Annotated in this window: 15 protein-coding genes and 2 pseudogenes; 11 read left to right on the top strand and 6 right to left on the bottom strand. The window is 55.2% G+C overall.

Features of this window, described 5'->3' with window-relative positions:
- The first annotated feature begins 62 nt into the window (after window positions 1-62).
- Window positions 63-1,210, top strand: a pseudogene (gene fucO / locus K5I40_RS22215) (lactaldehyde reductase).
- The gene (gene rhaM, locus K5I40_RS22210) at window positions 1,207-1,521 is read left to right on the top strand and encodes an L-rhamnose mutarotase (protein WP_039032160.1); all 315 of its coding nucleotides are present in this window, start codon (window positions 1,207-1,209) and stop codon (window positions 1,519-1,521) included. Before fucO ends, rhaM begins: the two are co-directional and overlap by 4 nt.
- Here rhaM and K5I40_RS22205 read toward each other — a convergent pair.
- From K5I40_RS22205 to K5I40_RS22190, 4 genes and pseudogenes are all read right to left on the bottom strand, one after another.
- Window positions 1,509-2,782, bottom strand: a pseudogene (locus K5I40_RS22205) (MFS transporter). The gene rhaM and the pseudogene K5I40_RS22205 overlap by 13 nt on opposite strands.
- A gap of 44 nt (window positions 2,783-2,826) precedes the next feature.
- Window positions 2,827-4,950: an alpha-galactosidase gene (locus tag K5I40_RS22200; RefSeq protein WP_223075633.1), complete on the bottom strand. Its 2,124-nt coding sequence runs from the start codon at window positions 4,948-4,950 to the stop codon at window positions 2,827-2,829.
- A 104-nt stretch (window positions 4,951-5,054) separates the two neighbouring features.
- Complete coding sequence (locus K5I40_RS22195) at window positions 5,055-6,050, bottom strand: LacI family DNA-binding transcriptional regulator (RefSeq protein ID WP_039032163.1); 996 nt, start codon at window positions 6,048-6,050, stop codon at window positions 5,055-5,057.
- Window positions 6,051-6,071: 21 nt separating this feature from the next.
- Complete coding sequence (locus K5I40_RS22190; RefSeq protein WP_039032164.1) at window positions 6,072-6,620, bottom strand: helix-turn-helix domain-containing protein; 549 nt, start codon at window positions 6,618-6,620, stop codon at window positions 6,072-6,074.
- 103 nt (window positions 6,621-6,723) lie between these two features.
- Here K5I40_RS22190 and K5I40_RS22185 point away from each other — a divergent pair, with 103 nt between their 5' ends.
- Together K5I40_RS22185 and K5I40_RS22180 are read left to right on the top strand one after the other, a co-directional pair.
- A complete protein-coding gene (locus K5I40_RS22185) occupies window positions 6,724-7,383 on the top strand; it encodes an AzlC family ABC transporter permease (RefSeq protein ID WP_039032165.1) in 660 nt (219 codons plus the stop codon).
- Entirely contained in the window at window positions 7,383-7,706 is a 324-nt protein-coding gene (locus K5I40_RS22180; RefSeq protein ID WP_223075634.1) for an AzlD domain-containing protein, read from the top strand. The genes K5I40_RS22185 and K5I40_RS22180 overlap by 1 nt, the downstream gene beginning before the upstream one ends.
- A 41-nt stretch (window positions 7,707-7,747) precedes the next feature.
- Here K5I40_RS22180 and K5I40_RS22175 read toward each other — a convergent pair whose 3' ends face one another.
- Window positions 7,748-7,960, bottom strand: a complete 213-nt coding sequence (locus K5I40_RS22175; RefSeq protein ID WP_223075635.1) for a YdgH/BhsA/McbA-like domain containing protein — start codon at window positions 7,958-7,960, stop codon at window positions 7,748-7,750.
- A 302-nt stretch (window positions 7,961-8,262) separates the two neighbouring features.
- On the opposite strand from K5I40_RS22175, the gene K5I40_RS22170 reads away from it, so the two are divergent.
- The 7 genes from K5I40_RS22170 to K5I40_RS22140 all read left to right on the top strand — a co-directional run bounded on the left by K5I40_RS22170 (window position 8,263) and on the right by K5I40_RS22140 (window position 16,126).
- Complete coding sequence (locus K5I40_RS22170) at window positions 8,263-10,866, top strand: sigma 54-interacting transcriptional regulator (RefSeq protein WP_223075636.1); 2,604 nt, start codon at window positions 8,263-8,265, stop codon at window positions 10,864-10,866.
- A 175-nt stretch (window positions 10,867-11,041) separates the two neighbouring features.
- Complete coding sequence (locus K5I40_RS22165) at window positions 11,042-11,524, top strand: PTS sugar transporter subunit IIA (protein WP_139563849.1); 483 nt, start codon at window positions 11,042-11,044, stop codon at window positions 11,522-11,524.
- Window positions 11,521-12,699 (top strand): glycoside hydrolase family 88 protein, encoded by a 1,179-nt coding sequence (locus K5I40_RS22160; RefSeq protein WP_223075637.1) that lies wholly within the window; start codon window positions 11,521-11,523, stop codon window positions 12,697-12,699. The genes K5I40_RS22165 and K5I40_RS22160 overlap by 4 nt, the downstream gene beginning before the upstream one ends.
- 14 nt (window positions 12,700-12,713) lie before the next feature.
- Window positions 12,714-13,211 carry a PTS sugar transporter subunit IIB gene (locus K5I40_RS22155; RefSeq protein ID WP_139563851.1) on the top strand — a complete coding sequence of 166 codons (498 nt, stop codon included), beginning with the start codon at window positions 12,714-12,716 and terminating at the stop codon, window positions 13,209-13,211.
- A gap of 11 nt (window positions 13,212-13,222) precedes the next feature.
- Window positions 13,223-14,023, top strand: coding sequence for a PTS sugar transporter subunit IIC (locus K5I40_RS22150; protein ID WP_223075638.1), 801 nt, complete (start codon window positions 13,223-13,225; stop codon window positions 14,021-14,023).
- Window positions 14,016-14,858: a PTS system mannose/fructose/sorbose family transporter subunit IID gene (locus K5I40_RS22145; protein WP_223075639.1), complete on the top strand. Its 843-nt coding sequence runs from the start codon at window positions 14,016-14,018 to the stop codon at window positions 14,856-14,858. The genes K5I40_RS22150 and K5I40_RS22145 overlap by 8 nt, the downstream gene beginning before the upstream one ends.
- Before the next feature lie 569 nt (window positions 14,859-15,427).
- Window positions 15,428-16,126 (top strand): oligogalacturonate-specific porin KdgM family protein, encoded by a 699-nt coding sequence (locus K5I40_RS22140; RefSeq protein WP_223075640.1) that lies wholly within the window; start codon window positions 15,428-15,430, stop codon window positions 16,124-16,126.
- Window positions 16,127-16,156: 30 nt separating this feature from the next.
- Here the strand turns inward: K5I40_RS22140 and K5I40_RS22135 are convergent, their stop codons facing one another.
- Window positions 16,157-17,668, bottom strand: a complete 1,512-nt coding sequence (locus tag K5I40_RS22135) for a glycoside hydrolase 43 family protein (RefSeq protein ID WP_223075641.1) — start codon at window positions 17,666-17,668, stop codon at window positions 16,157-16,159.
- Between the last annotated feature and the right edge of the window lie 89 nt (window positions 17,669-17,757).

Genomic DNA, 17,757 nt, shown 5'->3' with positions numbered 1-17,757 from the left:
GTAGGCCCGCGCAAGCGCAGCGCCGCCGGGCATAAAAATCACCGTAATTAAGGAGAATTATCATGAGCTTTATGTTGGCGCTGCCGAAAATCAGCCTGCACGGCGCAGGCGCAATCGGCGATATGGTTAAGCTGGTGGCGAACAAACAGTGGGGCACCGCGCTGATTGTCACCGACGGTCAGCTGGTGAAAATGGGCCTGCTCGACAGCCTGTTTACCGCTCTAGACGCGCAGCAGATGTCTTATCACCTGTTCGACGCGGTGTTCCCGAACCCGACGGAAGTGCTGGTGCAGCAGGGCTTTGCCGCGTTCCAGGATGGGCAGTGTGATTACATTATTGCCTTCGGCGGCGGCAGCCCGATCGACACCGCCAAGGCGATTAAGATCCTCACCGCCAATCCTGGTCCGTCTACTGCTTACTCCGGCGTCGGCAAAGTGCTCAACCCCGGCGTGCCGCTGGTAGCGATCAACACCACTGCAGGCACGGCGGCAGAGATGACCAGCAACGCGGTGATCATCGATTCGGCGCGTCAGGTCAAAGAGGTGATCATCGACCCGAACATTATCCCGGACATTGCCGTGGATGACGCCAGCGTGATGCTCGATATTCCGGCCGCCGTGACGGCAGCCACCGGCATGGATGCCCTGACCCACGCCATCGAAGCCTATGTCTCCGTCGGCGCCCACCCGCTCACCGATGCCAACGCGCTGGAGGCGATTCGCCTGATCGCCCATTGGCTGCCGGAGGCGGTCAACAACGGCCACAACCTCGTGGCGCGGGAGCAGATGGCTTTCGGCCAGTATCTGGCGGGGATGGCCTTTAACAGCGCCGGTCTGGGGCTGGTGCATGCCCTGGCCCACCAGCCGGGTGCCACGCACAACCTGCCGCACGGCGTCTGCAACGCCATCCTGCTGCCGATCATCGAAAACTTTAACCGCCCTAACGCCGTGGAACGCTTTGCCCGTGTGGCGCAGGCGATGGGCGTGGATACCCGCGATATGAGCGACGAAACCGCCAGCATGGAGGCGATCAACGCCATTCGCGCCCTGAGCACCCGCGTCGGGATCCGTCCGGCTTCAGCAAGCTGGGCGTGACCAAAGCCGACATCGAAAGCTGGCTCGACAAAGCCCTCGCCGACCCGTGCGCCCCCTGCAACCCGCGCAGCGCCAGTCGCGACGAGGTGCGCGAACTCTATCTGGAGGCATTATGATCCGCAAAGCCTTTGTGATGCAGGTGAACCCTGACGCTCATGAGGAGTACGAACGTCGCCACAACCCGATCTGGCCCGAGCTGGAAGCGGTGCTGAAAGACCACGGCGCGCACCACTACGCCATCTGGCTCGATAAAGAGCGTAACCTGCTGTTTGCCACGGTGGAGATTGAATCGGAAGAGCGCTGGAATGCGGTGGCGAACACCGACGTCTGCCAGCGCTGGTGGAAATATATGGGAGAAGTGATGCCCTCTAACCCGGATAACAGCCCGGTGAGCGCCGGGCTGAAAGAGGTGTTTTACCTGGCCTGATGTGTTAACGCTGCCGCGCTCGCGGCAGCGATCTCCCGCTTACCGCTCAACGTAAACGCCGACACCAGCGTAATCGCCAGCACAAAACAGCCCAGCATCAGATAGGTATCCTGGAAGCCGATCCGGTCATACATATTCCCGGCAAAGGCGGAGAGGAAAATCGCCGCCAGCTGCTTGGCAAAGTTAAAGCCAATCAGGTAGATGGTCGCTGACAGCCGGGTATCGAACACCCCGGTGATGTACTTAAATGCGCCCACCAGCAGGAAAGGGACTTCCAGCGCGTGCAGCATCTTCAGGGCTACCACTTCCATGGCGGTGGTGGCAATGATGACCCGATGATGCGCGTCGCCATAATCAGCCCCGCAATCAGCAGCGTATTTTTCGCACCAATGCGGTTAATGATCCACGGCGAGCAGAACATGATGATGGCGTTACAGATTTCGCCCGCGGTGGTCGCAAAACCAAACGCCCGCGTGCCCGCCTCCGGTGTGGCGAAGAAGGTTTTAAAGAAGGTGGCGAACTGCTGATCGAAGACGTCATACACGCAGGCCACGCCAATCACGTACAGAATGAACATCCACATTTTGCGCTGGCGGAACAGGTTAATCACCGTTCTGACGGTGATCTGCGGCTGGTTAGCGCCTAATGCGTTCATCACCTGGGCGGTCTGGTTGGGCTTCGGTTTTGCCACCACTAACAGTACCATCAGCACCAGCGCCGCGGCGGACCCCATCCAGAACACATACGAGGGATCAATGCCGAACAGGATGCCGCCCGTCGAGGCGCACAGCCCCCAGCCCAGGCAGCCGAACATGCGCGCCTTGCCGTATTCAAAGAAGCTGTTGCGGCTCACGCGCTCGATGTAGGCCTCAATAGCCCCCGATCCCGCCGAGAAGACAAAGCCGATATAGAGCCCGCCACTCAGCGCCCCGAGCCAGATATTGGTTTTCAGCAGCGGAGCGAAAACGTAGAGGAAGAACGGCGCGAACAGAAACAGCAGCACCGCGATGATCCACAGCAGGTGTTTTTTCAGCCCCAGCTTGTCGGACACCACGCCCAGCACCGGCTGGAACGAGATGGCGGAGAGCGAGATGCAGGAGAAGACAATCCCGGTATGGGTTTTATTCAGGCCGATGATATCCGACAGCCAGATCGGCAGGAACGGAAAGCAGGTGGCCATGATGAAGAAGTAGAGAAAGAAGAACGATCCGAAGATCCAGAAGTTCGGATTGTCTTTGTGGGTACAGGCAGTCGTGTTCATTATTTTTATCCTTAACTCAGGGCCGCTTGCCCGGCCCATTGCCCTTATACGCGTTCAACGCCAATCAGAATGGCGGTTTCCGGATCCAGAACCGGCAGCGCCAGCCCCGCCTGCATCAGCCATTCGCCGCTCACCGTTTGCGGTGCCTCCATCCAGGCCGGCAGCTTGCGCATGGTATGTCCCCCTTCGCCGGTCAGGCGGATATTGGGGTGATCCAGCAGCGTGATGCGGTACCGGGCGTTGGCCGCCAGTCCCGGCATGCGCAGCGGCATCATCAGGGTGTAATCCGGCATCGCCATCTGGCTGACGAGAAACAGCCCCTGGGCCTGATCCTGGCTCACGATCCCCTGCGCCAGGGTGGTGCTGTCGGGCATATCCATGCGCCACTGGGTGCCGCGATGGATCACCTCGCGCCACTGCTTATGCAGCGCCGCATAGTGCCGGTAGCCCTCGCGCTCCTGCTCGTCCACGGCGAGCGGGTCCAGCTCCAGCCCCATATGCCCGAAAAGTGCCGTCAGGCCGCGGAAAGCGATGCTGTGCTGGCGGAAGGTGGCATGGCATTTATGATGACCGATATGCGCGCCCATCACCTCCGGTGGGAAGAAGTAGCTCATGCCGCGCTGGATGGTATTCCGTTCCAGGGCGTCGTTGTTGTCGGACGCCCAGAAGCGATGGCAGCGGGTCAGCACTTCATAGTCGATACGTCCCCCACCGGAGGAGCAGGATTCAAACTCCACGTGCGGGAAGCGCTCGCCCAGAGCATCCAGCAGGCGGTAGAACTGTCGGGTCTGGGCGTCGGCGGCGGCCTTGCCGTTATGCCCCGGCTGCACCAGCTCGCGGTTCATGTCCCACTTCACATAGTCAATCTTATGCTCACCCAGCAGCCAGCTCATCCGCTCCAGAAGGTAGTTGAAGGCGGCAGGAATGTTAAGGTTCAGCACCCACTGATGGCGTCCGGTGGCCTGTTCGTACCCCGGCAGGGCCAGCACCCAGTCCGGGTGCGCGCGGTAGAGATCGGAGTTGGGGTTAATCATCTCCGGCTCGACCCAGATACCAAACTCCATCCCGAGATCTTTCACGTGGTTAATCACCGGCGTTAAGCCGTTGGGGTATTTTTGCTCGTCGAGATACCAGTCGCCCAGCGCGGCCTGGTCATTGTTACGCCCCTTGAACCAGCCATCATCAATGATAAAGCGCTCGACGCCCAGCGAAGCCGCCTCGGTGGCCATGCGCATGATGTACTCAGGATCGTGGTTGAAGTAGATCCCCTCCCAGGTGTTGAGATGCACCGGGCGCGGTTTGTTCTCCGGGAAGCAAATGATGTTGCTGCGCAGATAGCGGTGGAACTGCTGGCTCATGCCGTTCAGCCCTTGCGCGGAGTAGCTGGCGTAGAGGCGTGGCGTCCAGAGGGTTTCGCCCTCGCTAATCGCCATCTCACCCGGCAGATAAAGCGCTTCGGCCTGCAGATAACGACGGCCATCGGTTTTGGCCTCGGCGCGCAGGCGATGGTTGCCGCTCCAGCCCAGATGCACGCCCCAGACGTCGCCCTGCATTTCGCTGAAACCCGGCGTGCCGCTAATCAGCGCCGGGAAATGTTCGTGGGAGGTTTTCCCCCGGCGGTTTTCGAGAACAAAGCTGTCGTGTTCCAGCAGCAGGCGATGCGGCTGGAACTCGCGGATCCAGCGGCCATGAAACGCCATCACTTCCCGGGCACGTTCCGCCAGCGGCAGGGTGACGGCAAGGCGCTCAACCTGCCACGGCTGGCTTTTGAGATTGGTCAGACCGTGGCGAACGGCCAGCACGCCGCTGTCATCGAGGGCCATCTCGCTGGTCAGACGCAGACCGGCGTTTTGGTCTTCGGCGGTTATAGTCAGGGTTTGCCCCTGCTGCGATACCGCAACGGTACTGAACTTCGGCGAACCATCCAGCCCCTGGCGGTGGCCTTCAATGCCCGGCGCGCCAAACAGGCCGTGGGCCAGCTCCGCCATCAGCGTAACCGGCGAGTCAACGTCCAGTCTGCCGTTGGCAACCGGGCGGGAAAGCGTGGACGCATCCTGCGGCGAAAAGTGGCGAAGGTGGGGTCCCCAGTAAAGAATTTCGGCGAACGGGTGGGTTTTGATCACCACATCCACCGTTTCGCTCGCCAGTCGTAAAATAGCCTCTTGCATCGGACATCTCCTGTCATCGGGATATCCTGAGTTTTGATCCGAAACGTTTCGGATACAAACCAAAACGTTTCGGTTTTGTGATCGGCTTTAGAAATTGGGGAAAATTATGCCGTCTGGCCCGGAGAGAATTCCGGCTGCCACAGCACCTGCAGCTGGCTGAGTTCGCCGCCGTTAATCAGCTGCAGCACCATGTCGGCAATCTGCTTGCCCACCCCCTGACGAGTGGACTGGATCACCGCCGCCACGTCGATATCGACAATGCTGTCCTGCGGCAGGCCATCGTAGACCACCAGCGATACGGCGTGCTCGCCGGTTAAACGCCCCATCTGCGCCAGCGCCATCGCCGCGCCATCGCCGTGGGTGTTGCAGTCGGTGACGATCGCCGTCGGCGGGACATCCAGCGCCAGCAGTTCCTGCGTGGTGGTGTAGCCCGCGCGGCGTGAAGGCGGCATGGTGCGCAGCCATTCGCTGGAGAGTCCCGCCTCTTTCAGGGCAGCAAGGTAGCCCTGACGGCGCTGGGTGATGAACGCCTGATTGTGGCTTTCCCCCAGGTAGGCGATGCGCTGATGCCCGCGCGCAATCAGACGCTGGGTGGCGGTGTGGGTGCCCGCATAGTTATCAAAATCAAACCAGGCGTAGGGCTCCGGCAGATGGCTACGACCGAGCGCCAGGAAGGGGAACCCGGCGGCCTGCAGCTGTTCGAGACGCGGATCGTTATCGAGCGTGTGCGCCACAATCAGCGCATCCACGCGACGGCTTTGCACCATGCGCATATAGCTGTGCTTGTCGGCCAGGTCGTCGTCGGCAATCAGCAGTAAGTCGATCTCATGACGCGCTAACTCGTGGCTAATTTCGCCGACCATCTCCATAAAAACGCTGTTATTGAGCGGAACGGGATGCACCGGAAAGACCAGCCCCACGGCGTCGATCTTGCCCATCTTCAGGCGGCGGGCAAGGGTGTTCGGGCGATAGCCACGTCGCTGCGCTTCGGCCTCCACGCGGGCGCGCGTCTCGCTGGAAACGTCAAAATAGCCGTTGAGGGCGCGGCTTACCGTCGTTACCGACAGTCCCAGTTCTTTAGCAATGGCTTTAAGCGACATGATTATCCGTGTCTTTGGGTATTAGTTTTGTTCCGACACCATGAGCGCATAGGTATCGGGCTCAAGGGCTTTGAAGATGTGCGCCTGGTCGGCAGGATAGCAAATATAGTCCCCCTGCCCCAGTTCCTCGGGTGCGTCGATCAGGCCAATCAGCGCCCGCCCCTTCATCACAATAATATGTTCGACCGAACCCGGCGGGTGCGGATGCGAGATACGGTCGGCGCCGGGCTGGGCCATCAGGATGTAGATATCGCGTCGCGCGCCCGGCGGGCAGGCCGCCAGTAAAATTGCCTCATAGTTTGCCTGTTCAGCCACCACTTTGGTGCCTTCGCCGAGGCGGATAACCTGGGTGGCAGGCTGATGAGGTTCAAGCAAACGGGCAAAGGGGATATCCAGCGCCACGCACAGCGACCACAGGGTTTCGAGGCTGGGATTGCCGTTGCCGGACTCCAGCTGCGAGAGTGTGGATTTGGCGATCCCGGCACGACGGGCAATTTCCGCCAGTGAAAGCCCGGTCCGCATGCGCTCTCGCACCAGACTTTTCGCGATCACGCTAATTGGCTGCGTCATAAAACGGCCTCTTGTACTGTTATATCGAACGAATCGTTCATCTTGATAAACGAATTTATTGCGTTCATTATAATGGATACTCGTTCGATATGGCTAAATTTGTATGAAACACTCTCTCTCAAGTCTTAAAGGCGACACCATCAAAGCGATTATCCTGGTGTGCCTGGCGGTGGGGGTCGTGGGGATGTCCTACGGCTCGCTGGCGATGGCGTATGGCTTTCCGCTGTGGGTGCCGTTTGTGCTCTCCATTTCGGTGCTGGCGGGCGCGTCGGAGTTTATGTTTATCGGCATCGTCGCCAGCGGCGGCAATCCGCTTGCCGCGGCCGCCGCCGGACTGCTGGTCAATGCCCGCCATGTGCCCTTTGGCGTAACGGTGCGCGAGCTGGTCGGCAAACGCGGCGCCAGCTTGCTGGGCTGCCACATTATGAACGACGAAAGCGTGGTGTTTGGCCTGTCGCAAAAAACGCCGGAACAGCGCAAGGCCGCCTACTGGCTCTGCGGTCTGGGCGTGGCAATCATCTGGCCGTTGGGCACCCTGCTGGGGGCGATGGTCGGCAAGCTGCTGCCCGACCCGGAAACCATCGGGCTGGATGCGGTATTCCCGGCCATTTTGCTGGCCTTAGTGGTGCCCGCCTTCAAAAACCGCACGACGCTTATCCGCGCCTGTAGCGGTGCGGCGCTGTCGCTGGCCGCGGTTCCCTTTGCGCCGGTGGGTCTGCCGGTGTTGCTCTCTCTGCTTGGCCTTGCGACGAGGAAGAAATAATGGAAAACATGACCGTCTTTATTCTCGGCATCGCCCTGCTCTCTGCGGGCACCTACCTGATGCGTCTCGGTGGAGCAAAACTGGGCAGCCGGTTAGCGCTGTCGGAACGCTCCCAGGCGCTGCTCTCGGATGCGGCAACGGTACTGCTGTTTTCGGTGGCGCTGGCGACCACCTTCTACGAAGGGGAACATTTTGCCGGAATGGCGCGGGTGTTGGGCGTGGCGTTTGCGGTATTTCTCGCCTGGCGCAAAGTAACGTTGATTTTCGTGATCGTGGCGGCGGCAGTGGTGACGGCGCTGTTACGCCTGGCGGGCATAAACTAAAAAAGCGCCCCGGGGGCGCTCTTTCGACAGATGCTTTGTGCTTATTTGCTCAGTTCAGCGGTCATGTGCACACGGTTACCGGTGAAAGCCTGAGTAATGGTGTAAGACGATGCGCCAGCCTGCTGAGCCTGAGCGGCAATTTTCGCTTCTGCGCCGTCAATGGTGCTGGCAGATGCGGTGACAGACTGAGCAGCGAAAGAACCGAAAGAAGTAGCCAGAGCGATAACAGCGACAAAAGTTTTGATGTTTTTCATGATAGAGACCCTTGCGATAAGTTGTTTGTTGTAAGGCGTTGCGCCTTGATGTGATAAATAATAGGCCTCATCACCGACAACTGAAAGCGGAAGGATTTGCTAATATCATTCAAAATTACTGATTTAAATTCATGCTTTTAATCCCATACAAAATTCCCGGCGATCGGGATCACATTCCAGTCAAAACAGGGTTTCATTTTCACGTCACGACGGGGAAAGTAATCAGTGTCGAATCATAAAGTTAGTGTCTAGCGTCTAACTACTTTCGACACTTTTTTCTACTCTACGCAGGACGATAACTGATGGCTCTGTCAGCGAAAGAAAAGTTATTCCACAAAATTTTAACGCATTATGCTGCCAGCCCTTCTGGTTTCACGGCTCAGGACTGCGCTGACTTTATGCCGGTTAACCGCAGCGTTCTGAGTCATTACCTGAACAGACTGTGCGATGACGGTCAGTTAAGTAAGGAAAATACCCGTCCCGTACGCTTCTATGTGCGCCAGAACCCCTCCGAAATGTCATCGACTTCGCATTTAGTGTCGAAAAGAGAGGACGTATTCCAGAATCTGATTGGTGCGCAAGGGAGCCTGGCAGAGGCAGTGGCGCTCTGTCGTTCTGCAGTTGATTACCCGGGTGAAGGTTTGCCGGTTTTGATCTCAGGTGAAAGCGGTGTGGGAAAAAGCCATCTGGCGATGCTCATTCATCGTTATGCGGTGGAGCGTGGCGTCGTTGCTGCGGTGAAACCTTTTGTTGAGCTTAACTGCGCAGATTACGCCAATAATCCTGAGTTACTGTCAGCCACCCTTTTTGGCTATACCCGTGGTGCTTTTACGGGGGCCGATCGTGAGAAGCGCGGCGCCTTTGATGAGGCCGACGGTGGTTTTCTGTTTCTGGATGAAGTACATCGCCTGTCGGCGGAGAATCAGGAGAAGCTCTTCCTGTTCATGGATAAAGGTTATTTCTATCGTCTGGGGGATAACCGAACCCGCCACCCCGCCTCGCTGCGTTTTATCTTCGCCACCACTGAAAACATCGATACGGTATTACTCAATACCTTCCGCCGACGGATCCCGGTACGCGTGACGCTGCCCAACTACCTGTCGCGTTCGCTAACCGAACGGGTTGCCCACGTTAGCCATTTTTTACAGCAGGAAGCACGCAGCTTGCGGCGGGATATTCACCTCGATAATTCACTTATGCACCAGTTGGTGACCTCCCCGGTACGCGGGAATATCGGCGAGCTTAAAAACCAGATCAAAGTGATGTGCGCCAGCGCGTGGAGCGATCGTCGCGAGGCGGAGGTCATCTCGCTACGGAGCGCACAGACCAGCGGCGAAACCCTGGTGATTTCTGCCCGCCAGCCTGGTAATGCGCCTGATGCCAGCATAGTGATCCCGAAAGCCATGCACGATGCGGTGATCTTTCGCGAGTTCTGCCATAGCGGCAACGTCCTGTTATTGAACCGTAAGATGGAACAGTTGCTGACCTCGGTGAGCGGTATCATGGCGCCGGATGCCATTTATAGCGGCTATTTGTGGCAAAACACTATGCACGCAATAAATGAACTGGAAATCCAGACCGGTATTCCGTGCGGGCAGGAGATCCGTAAAGCGGTCTGGCTCTGTATGAGCTATGCGTTAAATACGCCCCATCAGCCAGACGCGGTCAGTGAGCTGCTAAACATATCAGATTACGTCTCAGGCAAAGCCCGACTGCTGGCCGAAGAGTGCCTCGCGCTGCTGGCAAAGCATGTAGTTAATCAGCCTCTGCCCTTGCTGATGCCGCTTCTGAGCTGCGCGTTTCACACCCAGGCCGGAGAAGATGACCTTATCCAGGGCATTATTGTCTCGCATGGCCGTTCTACCGCCTCCAGTATTGCTAGCATAGCCAACCAGCTTACCGGCGGCTATTACTTCAAAGCGTTTGATATGCCCAATGCGACATCTACACGGGAAATTATCGATTTATTGATCACGCATCTTTCCCGCCTCAGGCAAGGAGCGGGATTAATCATCCTGGTGGATATGGGGTCGCTGAAGGAGATCTACGAAGAGATTAAGCTTCATCTGCACGGCGAGCTGCTGGTGATTAATAACGTCAGCACCGCAATGGCGCTGGATATTGCCTCCAGAATTCAGGAGCAGCAGTCGATGGAAGCCATTATCGAAGAGACGAAAGGCGCTTATGAGGTGGAAGCACGCTACTACGCGGGGATGCAGCCCGGCAATAAAATCATCATTTCCTGCATCTCTGGTGAAGGCATCTCACGAAAGTTAAAAGATATTGTCCAGCGTTACCTCGTTCAGGAAAGCATCGACATCATCACGATGGAATATGACGACCTGAAATGGAAAATTACCCGCGCCGACCCGGCGCTGAACGGCACGCGCCTGATCATTACCACCACCGATCTGGAAGCGGGCTACATCCCGCTGATCAGCGTCGAGCAATTGATTAAAGAGAAGACCCAGGTCCTGAAACGCGACTACTTTCACGGGCTGCTGACGGACGGCGGACTTGAGCCGATGGTGGAAGAGGTGGTGAAACTCTTTACCGTAGAAGGCGTGGCCAGCCGGCTGAACTTCCTCAATCCCGTCGTCATCATCGATGAAGTGGAAGCGGTGATTAAACAGTACGAAGCATTCTATAAAATCCATTTCGAGAGCTACCTGCGCATCAACCTCTTTATGCACATTGCGCTGATGATTGAACGGGTCATGGTCAATAACGGCGTACGCCAGCGCGAAGAGGCGCAACTCACGCCAGAGCAGACAGCCTTCGTTGCCGTGCATGACACCTTTTTCCAGGCGCTGAATCGCAAATACAACATCACCCTCCCTCTCACTGAAGTGCTGATGATTTACGAAATTATGGAACCGTGGATCGCCCCCGATGCTCTTTCGTGATCCGTGTCGCCAGCGCAGGCTGGCGCATGCTTCGACACTGCGTTAACACCTCTTTCCGACACTAAAATCAGCGTCCAGGAATGCAAATTAAACCATATATATCAATAAATTGAAAATATGGCACAGGGTTTGCAAATCCATCATCAGATACCCTGGAAAGCGTAAGGAATACCCCATGCGAGAGATGTATGTCGCAACCCATGGCCGCTATGCCGAAGGCATTATTTCGGCTCTGAATTTGTTAATTGGCGACGATCATGGCATCACACCGGTTTGTGCATACTGCGGCGAGATTGGATCCACAGCAGAGCTGGCCGTTCGCTTTGATGCGATGGCCCGGCAGGCAGCCAGTCGAGGCAACGAGCTGGTGCTGTTTACCGATATGCCTGGCGGCAGCGTCAACAACACGGCCGTACAGATGATGATCAAATATCCCCACGTGCAGGTCGTCAGCGGGGCAAACCTGATCATGCTTATGGAATTCTGCATGTCCGAACATGACGAAACGGCTCTGCGCCTTCAGGACGCGATAGCGGCGGCCAGCGGGGCAATGCAATACATGAACGTCTTACCTGAGATCGCTTCGGCCCGTCAGGCGCAACATGCAGATGCCCGGGATGGCATTGACGATTTCTTTACCCTGGAGGATAGCCAGTGAAGGTCGCACTCGAAACGCTGGATACGCGATACAGCCTGCCGCAACCCGGTCTGGATCCTCGCTGGTTACAGGACGCGCTTGCTCAGGTTATTCGTCAGGTAGATGTGATGTTGCCACGATTTACAACCACCTTCCCTGCCGCCAGCGCGACGGAGGGCCGCTATCCAGCTGTCGAAAAGGTCGACTGGACGGAAGGATTCTGGACCGGAATGCTGTGGCTGGCCTGGGAAGTCACCGGCGATAACAAATATCGCGCGGTGGCAGAGGGCCTGCTCGACAGCTTCGAAGAGCGCCTCGATCGCAGAATTAAAGTTGATACTCACGACCTGGGTTTCCTGTATTCGCTCTCCTGCGTGAACGCCTGGAAACTCACTGGCAATACCCGCGCCCGCAACCTGGCATTACGCGCCGCAGAGTTGCTGTACCAGCGCTTTAACGCTACGGCAGGCGTGATTCAGGCATGGGGTGATCTGAGCGATCCGGCGCGCCAGGGCCGGATGATTATCGACTGCAATCTCAATGTTCCCCTGCTGTTCTGGGCTGCCGACGAGACGGGTAACCAGGCCTGGCGTGAAGCAGCCACCCGGCACCTGGCGCAGGCGGCACGCTACTTAGTGCGCGATGACGCTTCAACGTTTCACACCTTTTATATGGATATCCACAGCGGAAAGCCGCTGCGCGGAGATACCCATCAGGGCTTTAGCGACAGCTCGTGCTGGGCTCGCGGCCAGGCGTGGGGAATTTATGGTTTTGCCCTGAGCTTCACCCACACCGGCGACACCACCCAGCCGGAGCTTTCTCGCCGCCTGGCTCACTATTTCCTCAACCGCTTGCCCGAGGATTTCGTCTGCTACTGGGATCTGATCTTCACGCCCGACGATAAGGCCTGGCGCGATACTTCAGCAGCAGCGATTGCCGTTTGTGGACTGGCTGAGTTGCTTAAACAGCTTCCCCTGACGGATCCGCTACGGCCTGCGTATGGCAATGCTATCACGCTGATTATGCAAAATTTACATCAACATTACTTCGCGGATCCGCAAGACGGCCTGCTTCGCGAAGGCGTTTATAACTTTGGCCGCAATATGGGGATTAACGAACCTAACCTGTGGGGCGACTACTTCTATTTTGAAGCCCTGGTTCGCCTTTCCCGCGTCTGGACACCCTACTTCTGCTAAACCGGAGCTATACCATGATTTCTTTAGTTCGTATTGATGATCGTTTGATACACGGCCAGGTTGCCGTGGTCTGGACCAAACATCTGGGCGTAAACCGCATTCTTGTTGCCAACGACCAGATCGTGAATAACGACGTGCAGAAAATGTCGCTACGCATGGCGGCACCCGACACGGCCAAATGCGCCATTATGGCGGTCAAAGACGCAGGTGATGTGCTGAACGATCCGCGTTCAGAAAGCATGAAAATAATGGTGATCGTGAATAACGCTGCGGATGCGCGCCGTCTGGTGGAGCAGGTTCCCGGTATTAAAACACTGAACGTCGCCAATTTCGGGCGTATTACTGACAACCTTGCTGCGAAAACACGTATCAGCGATACCGTCTATGTCACGCCAGAAGATGTGGCTGACTTTCAGGCTATTGCCGCACGCCATGTCGCTGTTGAATATCAGGTTCTGCCCTCTCATCCGGTGAAAAACCTGATTGAGATGCTGGCAAGCGCCGTCAATTAATCGAGGTCGCTATGTTAACGTCTGCATTTCTTGTCGCGTTGATCATGTTCCTGGTTAAAACCGCTGACCATACGCTGGGCCAGCCTCTGATTGAGCGTCCACTTGTCTGTGGCGCGCTGGTCGGCCTGGTACTGGGCGATCTTGAGCAGGGTATTATTATCGGGGCCACGCTGGAGCTAATTTTCCTGGGCACCATCACCATTGGTGGCTCTGTTCCGGCCGATCTGGCCGTGGGCTCCGTACTGGCGACGGCCTTTACTATCCTCACCCACGCCGAACCCCCGGTCGCCGTGGCGCTGGCGTTACCTATCAGTCTGCTGGCGGTCTTCGTTTATCAGGTGCTGAAGCTGGTCTATACCGGACTGGTCGAAAAATATGACGCCTTACTCGATCAAGGCCGGGACCGTACCGCCCTGGCGCTAACGCTGGGCATGACGTTGTTTTACGGTGTCCCCTTCGCCCTGATCGCCTTCTTTGGCATCCTGTTTGGCACCGATGTCATTCGTAGCCTGGTCGAAAGCATTCCGGGCACCGTAATGCGCGGTATGACGGCTGTTGGCGGCATTTTGCCCGCACTGGGTTTTGCCATTCTGTTGAAAGCGCTGTGGAACAGAAATATTGCCGCCTTCTTCTTTATTGGTTTCGCCATGGCAGCTTATTTGAAACTGCCGATTATGGGCATCGCCATTATTGCCGCCTCGGTCGCAGTCTATCTCTGCTTCAACGAGTTCAACCAGCTAAAAGCAAACAAACAGGCAGGGGCAGCCGCACCAGCTTCTGTTGATGATAAGGATGGGTTCTTCAATGACTGATATCCAGATGAAAGACGTTACTGTTAGTCGCGAGGACAGAAGCGAGAAACAATTATTCCGTCAGCTTTTTATTCGTCAGTTCCCGCTGCTGGGAACCATGAATTTTACCCGTATGGAAGGGTTAAGCTACGGCTGGGCGCTGGCACCGATGTTGAAAAAAATCTATGCCAACGATCCCCATCGCTATCTTGAGGCGCTTAAACGCAACAGCCAGTTTTTCAATACCAACCAGCATCTGGCGCCGTTTATTATGGGCCTGACGCTGTCGATGGAAAAAGAGAACGCGGCTAATCCCAACTTTGATACCTCCAGCATTAACGGGATCAAAGTGGCGCTGATGGGCCCCTTTGCCGGTGTGGGCGACTCCTTCTTCTATGGTGTGCTGCGTATTATTGCCACCGGCATTGCAATCGGCCTGGCATCTCAGGGGAATCCGCTGGGTCCCTTACTGTTCCTGTTGCTTTATAACATTCCAAGCTATCTGCTGCGTTATTACGGCGGCGTAATGGGTTATCGTCTCGGCTCAAAATATATTGCCGAAGCGACGCAGTCGGGATTATTAAGTTGCATTACCAAAGCCTCATCGATAATGGGATTAATGATGGTGGGCGCAATGAGCGCCAGCATGGTGAAGTTCACCACCACCTTTCAGACCACCATTGCCGGGCAGCCTTTTGTCTTACAGGATATTCTCGATAAAATTTGTGTAGGCTTAATACCGCTGATATTGGTTCTGGGATGCCTGAAACTTCTCAATAAGAAAGTCAGCCCAAATAAAGTGCTACTGCTGTTAATCGCCCTTGGCTTTGCCGCTGCGGGGATTGGAATAATCTAAAATCCTCAGCCCCTTTCTCAGGAAGGGGCTAATTATCTGGAGTGAAAATGACCTGACAAGCCGCTTGCTTTTCAAATCAGCCTGAGAAGTTTCATCAGGTTTACCTTCCTCCTCATATCGATCACATCAGCTCCCGTATCAACTTCTTACCGGATCTTATTTCAATAGAAATATCGACACTTTTTTCCTGCGCTACGGCGCCATATTTATCAATACCGGCCGTCACTAAGCCAGAACCACCAGTAGCATCTTCACTTCTCTATGCTCTGCCAAATGTCCATCTCATCAGCCATATTGCAAGTTCTCAGATTAATGAAACGCGTCGCGTGGTTAATTATATTCTTGACCAGTTTCTGCTGTGGCTAAAAAAACTCATTGTCTCAATTAAATGTGATGACATTCTCAAAGAGTGTTTGTATTGCGTCTAAAAAAATGAAAATCGCGACTTTATTTATAAAGTGTCTAACTGTCAGCCATAACTCCCTATAAACAATAGAAATAACTTCCTGGCATGCTCCTTGCTATTTATTCAGAGCATTACCCTATTTTAAATAACGACAGGAATAAAAATGAAAAAGTTACATGCGTTAGTGCTTGGATTTCCGCTTGCCTGTTTTTCACTGAACACGCTGGCAGCCGCTACCTGGATTGATAATCGATATGCCCATACAACCGCCTCAGAAAAGAATCAATATAAAGTCGGTCTTGGGCATATTTTTGATAATGGTGCAGGCGTTTTAGCCTCCGCTATGTACGATTTAGGCCAGGACTTTGATCAAATGAAAAGCACCTTTCAGGAATTTGAGGGCTGGTACCCCTTACCATTAAATGAAAAATGGTCCGTGACACCTGGTGGCTTGACGGATATTGATTCAAACGGAACTAAACTGGCTCCATATATCAGTCTGGATTATAAGTTCAGCAAACAGTTAAGCTTCAGCGGTCGTTATCGTTATAACCATATGACCCATAAAGAACGCGATTTTAACGGTGAGATGGATTATAACGACAGCCACCAGTTCGATTTATTTATGAACTATCAGGCAACCGAGAAATTATGGTTACAACTCAACCCGGAATTTTTCGTTAATACCAATGATTTTAATGCTGCCAACGGCCAAAAAACCCACTGGGAGCCGAGTATTGTTGCCCGCTATCGCATGGATAAACACTGGCTACCTTATGCGGAAATTGCCTGGCTGGATCAGGATCAGAACCATGACGATCAGGTTCGCTTCCGCCTCGGTATTCGCTATTACCTGGACTAAATATTTTGGGGCAGCAATGCTGCCCCTGTTTCAACGCATAGCCACCGTAAAGCGGGAAAAGCGCACGTAGCCATGGCGATCGCTGTTCTGACCGCGGGCGTAAATGCCCATCCTGGCACCAATCCATTTCCCTGCCCCTGCTGAAAATTGTGGGGCGACTTCATTCCATTCCGCGCCTGGCAGTTGATAGCCGAAATGCACGATGCCGTCATAATCAACCCGTAAACCAAGCACAACCTGCTTTTCATCAAACAGATCGACGATGGGTATAGACGTCGAATTCAGCTCGCCTTTATCGTCTATCCAGCCGTGATCCAGACAAAGTTGCGCCCCTGTTTTGCCATTCACGGCACGCAGGGCAGCAAAGCGCTGACCATATACCACCAGCCCGCCCTCCTCCATATCATGACAAAACTCAAGCGACAGGGGAGTTCGCACCGAAAAACGTTCGGCCGGGAAGTTTTGCAATAAAAGCTGTGGAAGATGATAAATAGCGTGATTGTTTTCTGACGCGGTACAGGTTAAATGCAGACCTTTCTCCCCCTCGGTTAACCACTCCTTTTGGGGGTTCGCCTGCCACTGCCACTGTAGCCCAGGCTGCCCGTTAGCAAAATCATCACTGGTTTGTAGCGAACAGGGTGACAGCGGAAGCTGAGGCACCAGATGAACACCGACGGGCTGCCCTTTATGCGTGCCATCAAGACATTCACCAATCTGTGGCCAACCGTCGCTCATCCAGCGCAGCGGCTGAAGGTGAATAATGCGCCCGTAGACCCCCTTATCCTGAAAGTGGAAAAACCAGTTTTCGCCATTTTCCAGTTCGATCCAGGCACCCTGATGCGGACCGTTGACGGCACTATTTCCCTGATGCAGCACATCACGACTTTCCCATGGTCCCTCCAGGGTGGCAGCACGTAGCACCGTCTGCCAGCCACGTTTTACGCCGCCTGCCGGTGCAAATATCCAGTACTCGCCGTTACGCTTATACAGCTTCGGCCCTTCCAGGGTGGGGAGCGAGGGTGTGCCATCAAAAATAATGCGACCATCGTCGAGCAGCCTGGTCGCATCAGGTGACATTTCGAAAAGCTGCAGCTTGTTTTTCACGCCGCTGCGGCTGAAAGCAAATGCATGGATCAGCCATGCGCGGCCATCATCGTCCCAGAACGGACAGGGATCTATCCAGCCCGGGGCCGCTTTAAGGCAATAAGGTTCACTCCACTCACCCAGCGAATCATCAGCATGTGAAACATAGATCCCTTCATCCGGTAGACTGTAAAACACCCAATAACGGCTGTTATGAAAGCGGATCGCCGGAGCCCAGACGCCTTTGCCCGGCTGGGGGGCATCGTATTCAGGCGACGGGAGTCTTTTTACAATGTGGTTGACGATTCTCCAGTGAATGAGATCGCGTGAATGGAGCAGCGGTAAACCAGGCAACAGATGAAAACTGGACGCCACCATCCAGAAGTCGTCCCCCTGTCGAATGACATCAGGGTCGGCAAAATCGGCATGAATAATCGGATTTTGGTAGAGCAGCGGCATATCGGAACCTTATGTTAGTTAATCTTCCCTGCGCTGCAATTTTCAGACCATCAAAAAATAACATTACTAAACAATGGATTAACCATGAT

The sequence above is a fragment of the Leclercia sp. LTM14 genome (assembly GCF_023736175.1).
In the GTDB taxonomy this organism is placed as follows: Bacteria; Pseudomonadota; Gammaproteobacteria; order Enterobacterales; family Enterobacteriaceae; genus Enterobacter; species Enterobacter barmai.
The sequence above is the reverse complement of the archived record's forward strand: the minus strand, read 5'-3'. Positions and strand labels throughout refer to the sequence as shown.

Bases quoted from the DNA above. Each gene is read 5' to 3' on its own strand.
- rhaM (WP_039032160.1), top strand. From the start codon at position 1,207: ATGATCCGCAAAGCCTTTGTGATGCAGGTGAACCCTGACGCTCATGAG.
- K5I40_RS22200 (WP_223075633.1), bottom strand. From the start codon at position 4,950: ATGCAAGAGGCTATTTTACGACTGGCGAGCGAAACGGTGGATGTGGTG.
- K5I40_RS22195 (WP_039032163.1), bottom strand. From the start codon at position 6,050: ATGTCGCTTAAAGCCATTGCTAAAGAACTGGGACTGTCGGTAACGACG.
- K5I40_RS22190 (WP_039032164.1), bottom strand. From the start codon at position 6,620: ATGACGCAGCCAATTAGCGTGATCGCGAAAAGTCTGGTGCGAGAGCGC.
- K5I40_RS22185 (WP_039032165.1), top strand. From the start codon at position 6,724: ATGAAACACTCTCTCTCAAGTCTTAAAGGCGACACCATCAAAGCGATT.
- K5I40_RS22180 (WP_223075634.1), top strand. From the start codon at position 7,383: ATGGAAAACATGACCGTCTTTATTCTCGGCATCGCCCTGCTCTCTGCG.
- K5I40_RS22175 (WP_223075635.1), bottom strand. From the start codon at position 7,960: ATGAAAAACATCAAAACTTTTGTCGCTGTTATCGCTCTGGCTACTTCT.
- K5I40_RS22170 (WP_223075636.1), top strand. From the start codon at position 8,263: ATGGCTCTGTCAGCGAAAGAAAAGTTATTCCACAAAATTTTAACGCAT.
- K5I40_RS22165 (WP_139563849.1), top strand. From the start codon at position 11,042: ATGCGAGAGATGTATGTCGCAACCCATGGCCGCTATGCCGAAGGCATT.
- K5I40_RS22155 (WP_139563851.1), top strand. From the start codon at position 12,714: ATGATTTCTTTAGTTCGTATTGATGATCGTTTGATACACGGCCAGGTT.
- K5I40_RS22150 (WP_223075638.1), top strand. From the start codon at position 13,223: ATGTTAACGTCTGCATTTCTTGTCGCGTTGATCATGTTCCTGGTTAAA.
- K5I40_RS22145 (WP_223075639.1), top strand. From the start codon at position 14,016: ATGACTGATATCCAGATGAAAGACGTTACTGTTAGTCGCGAGGACAGA.
- K5I40_RS22140 (WP_223075640.1), top strand. From the start codon at position 15,428: ATGAAAAAGTTACATGCGTTAGTGCTTGGATTTCCGCTTGCCTGTTTT.
- K5I40_RS22135 (WP_223075641.1), bottom strand. From the start codon at position 17,668: ATGCCGCTGCTCTACCAAAATCCGATTATTCATGCCGATTTTGCCGAC.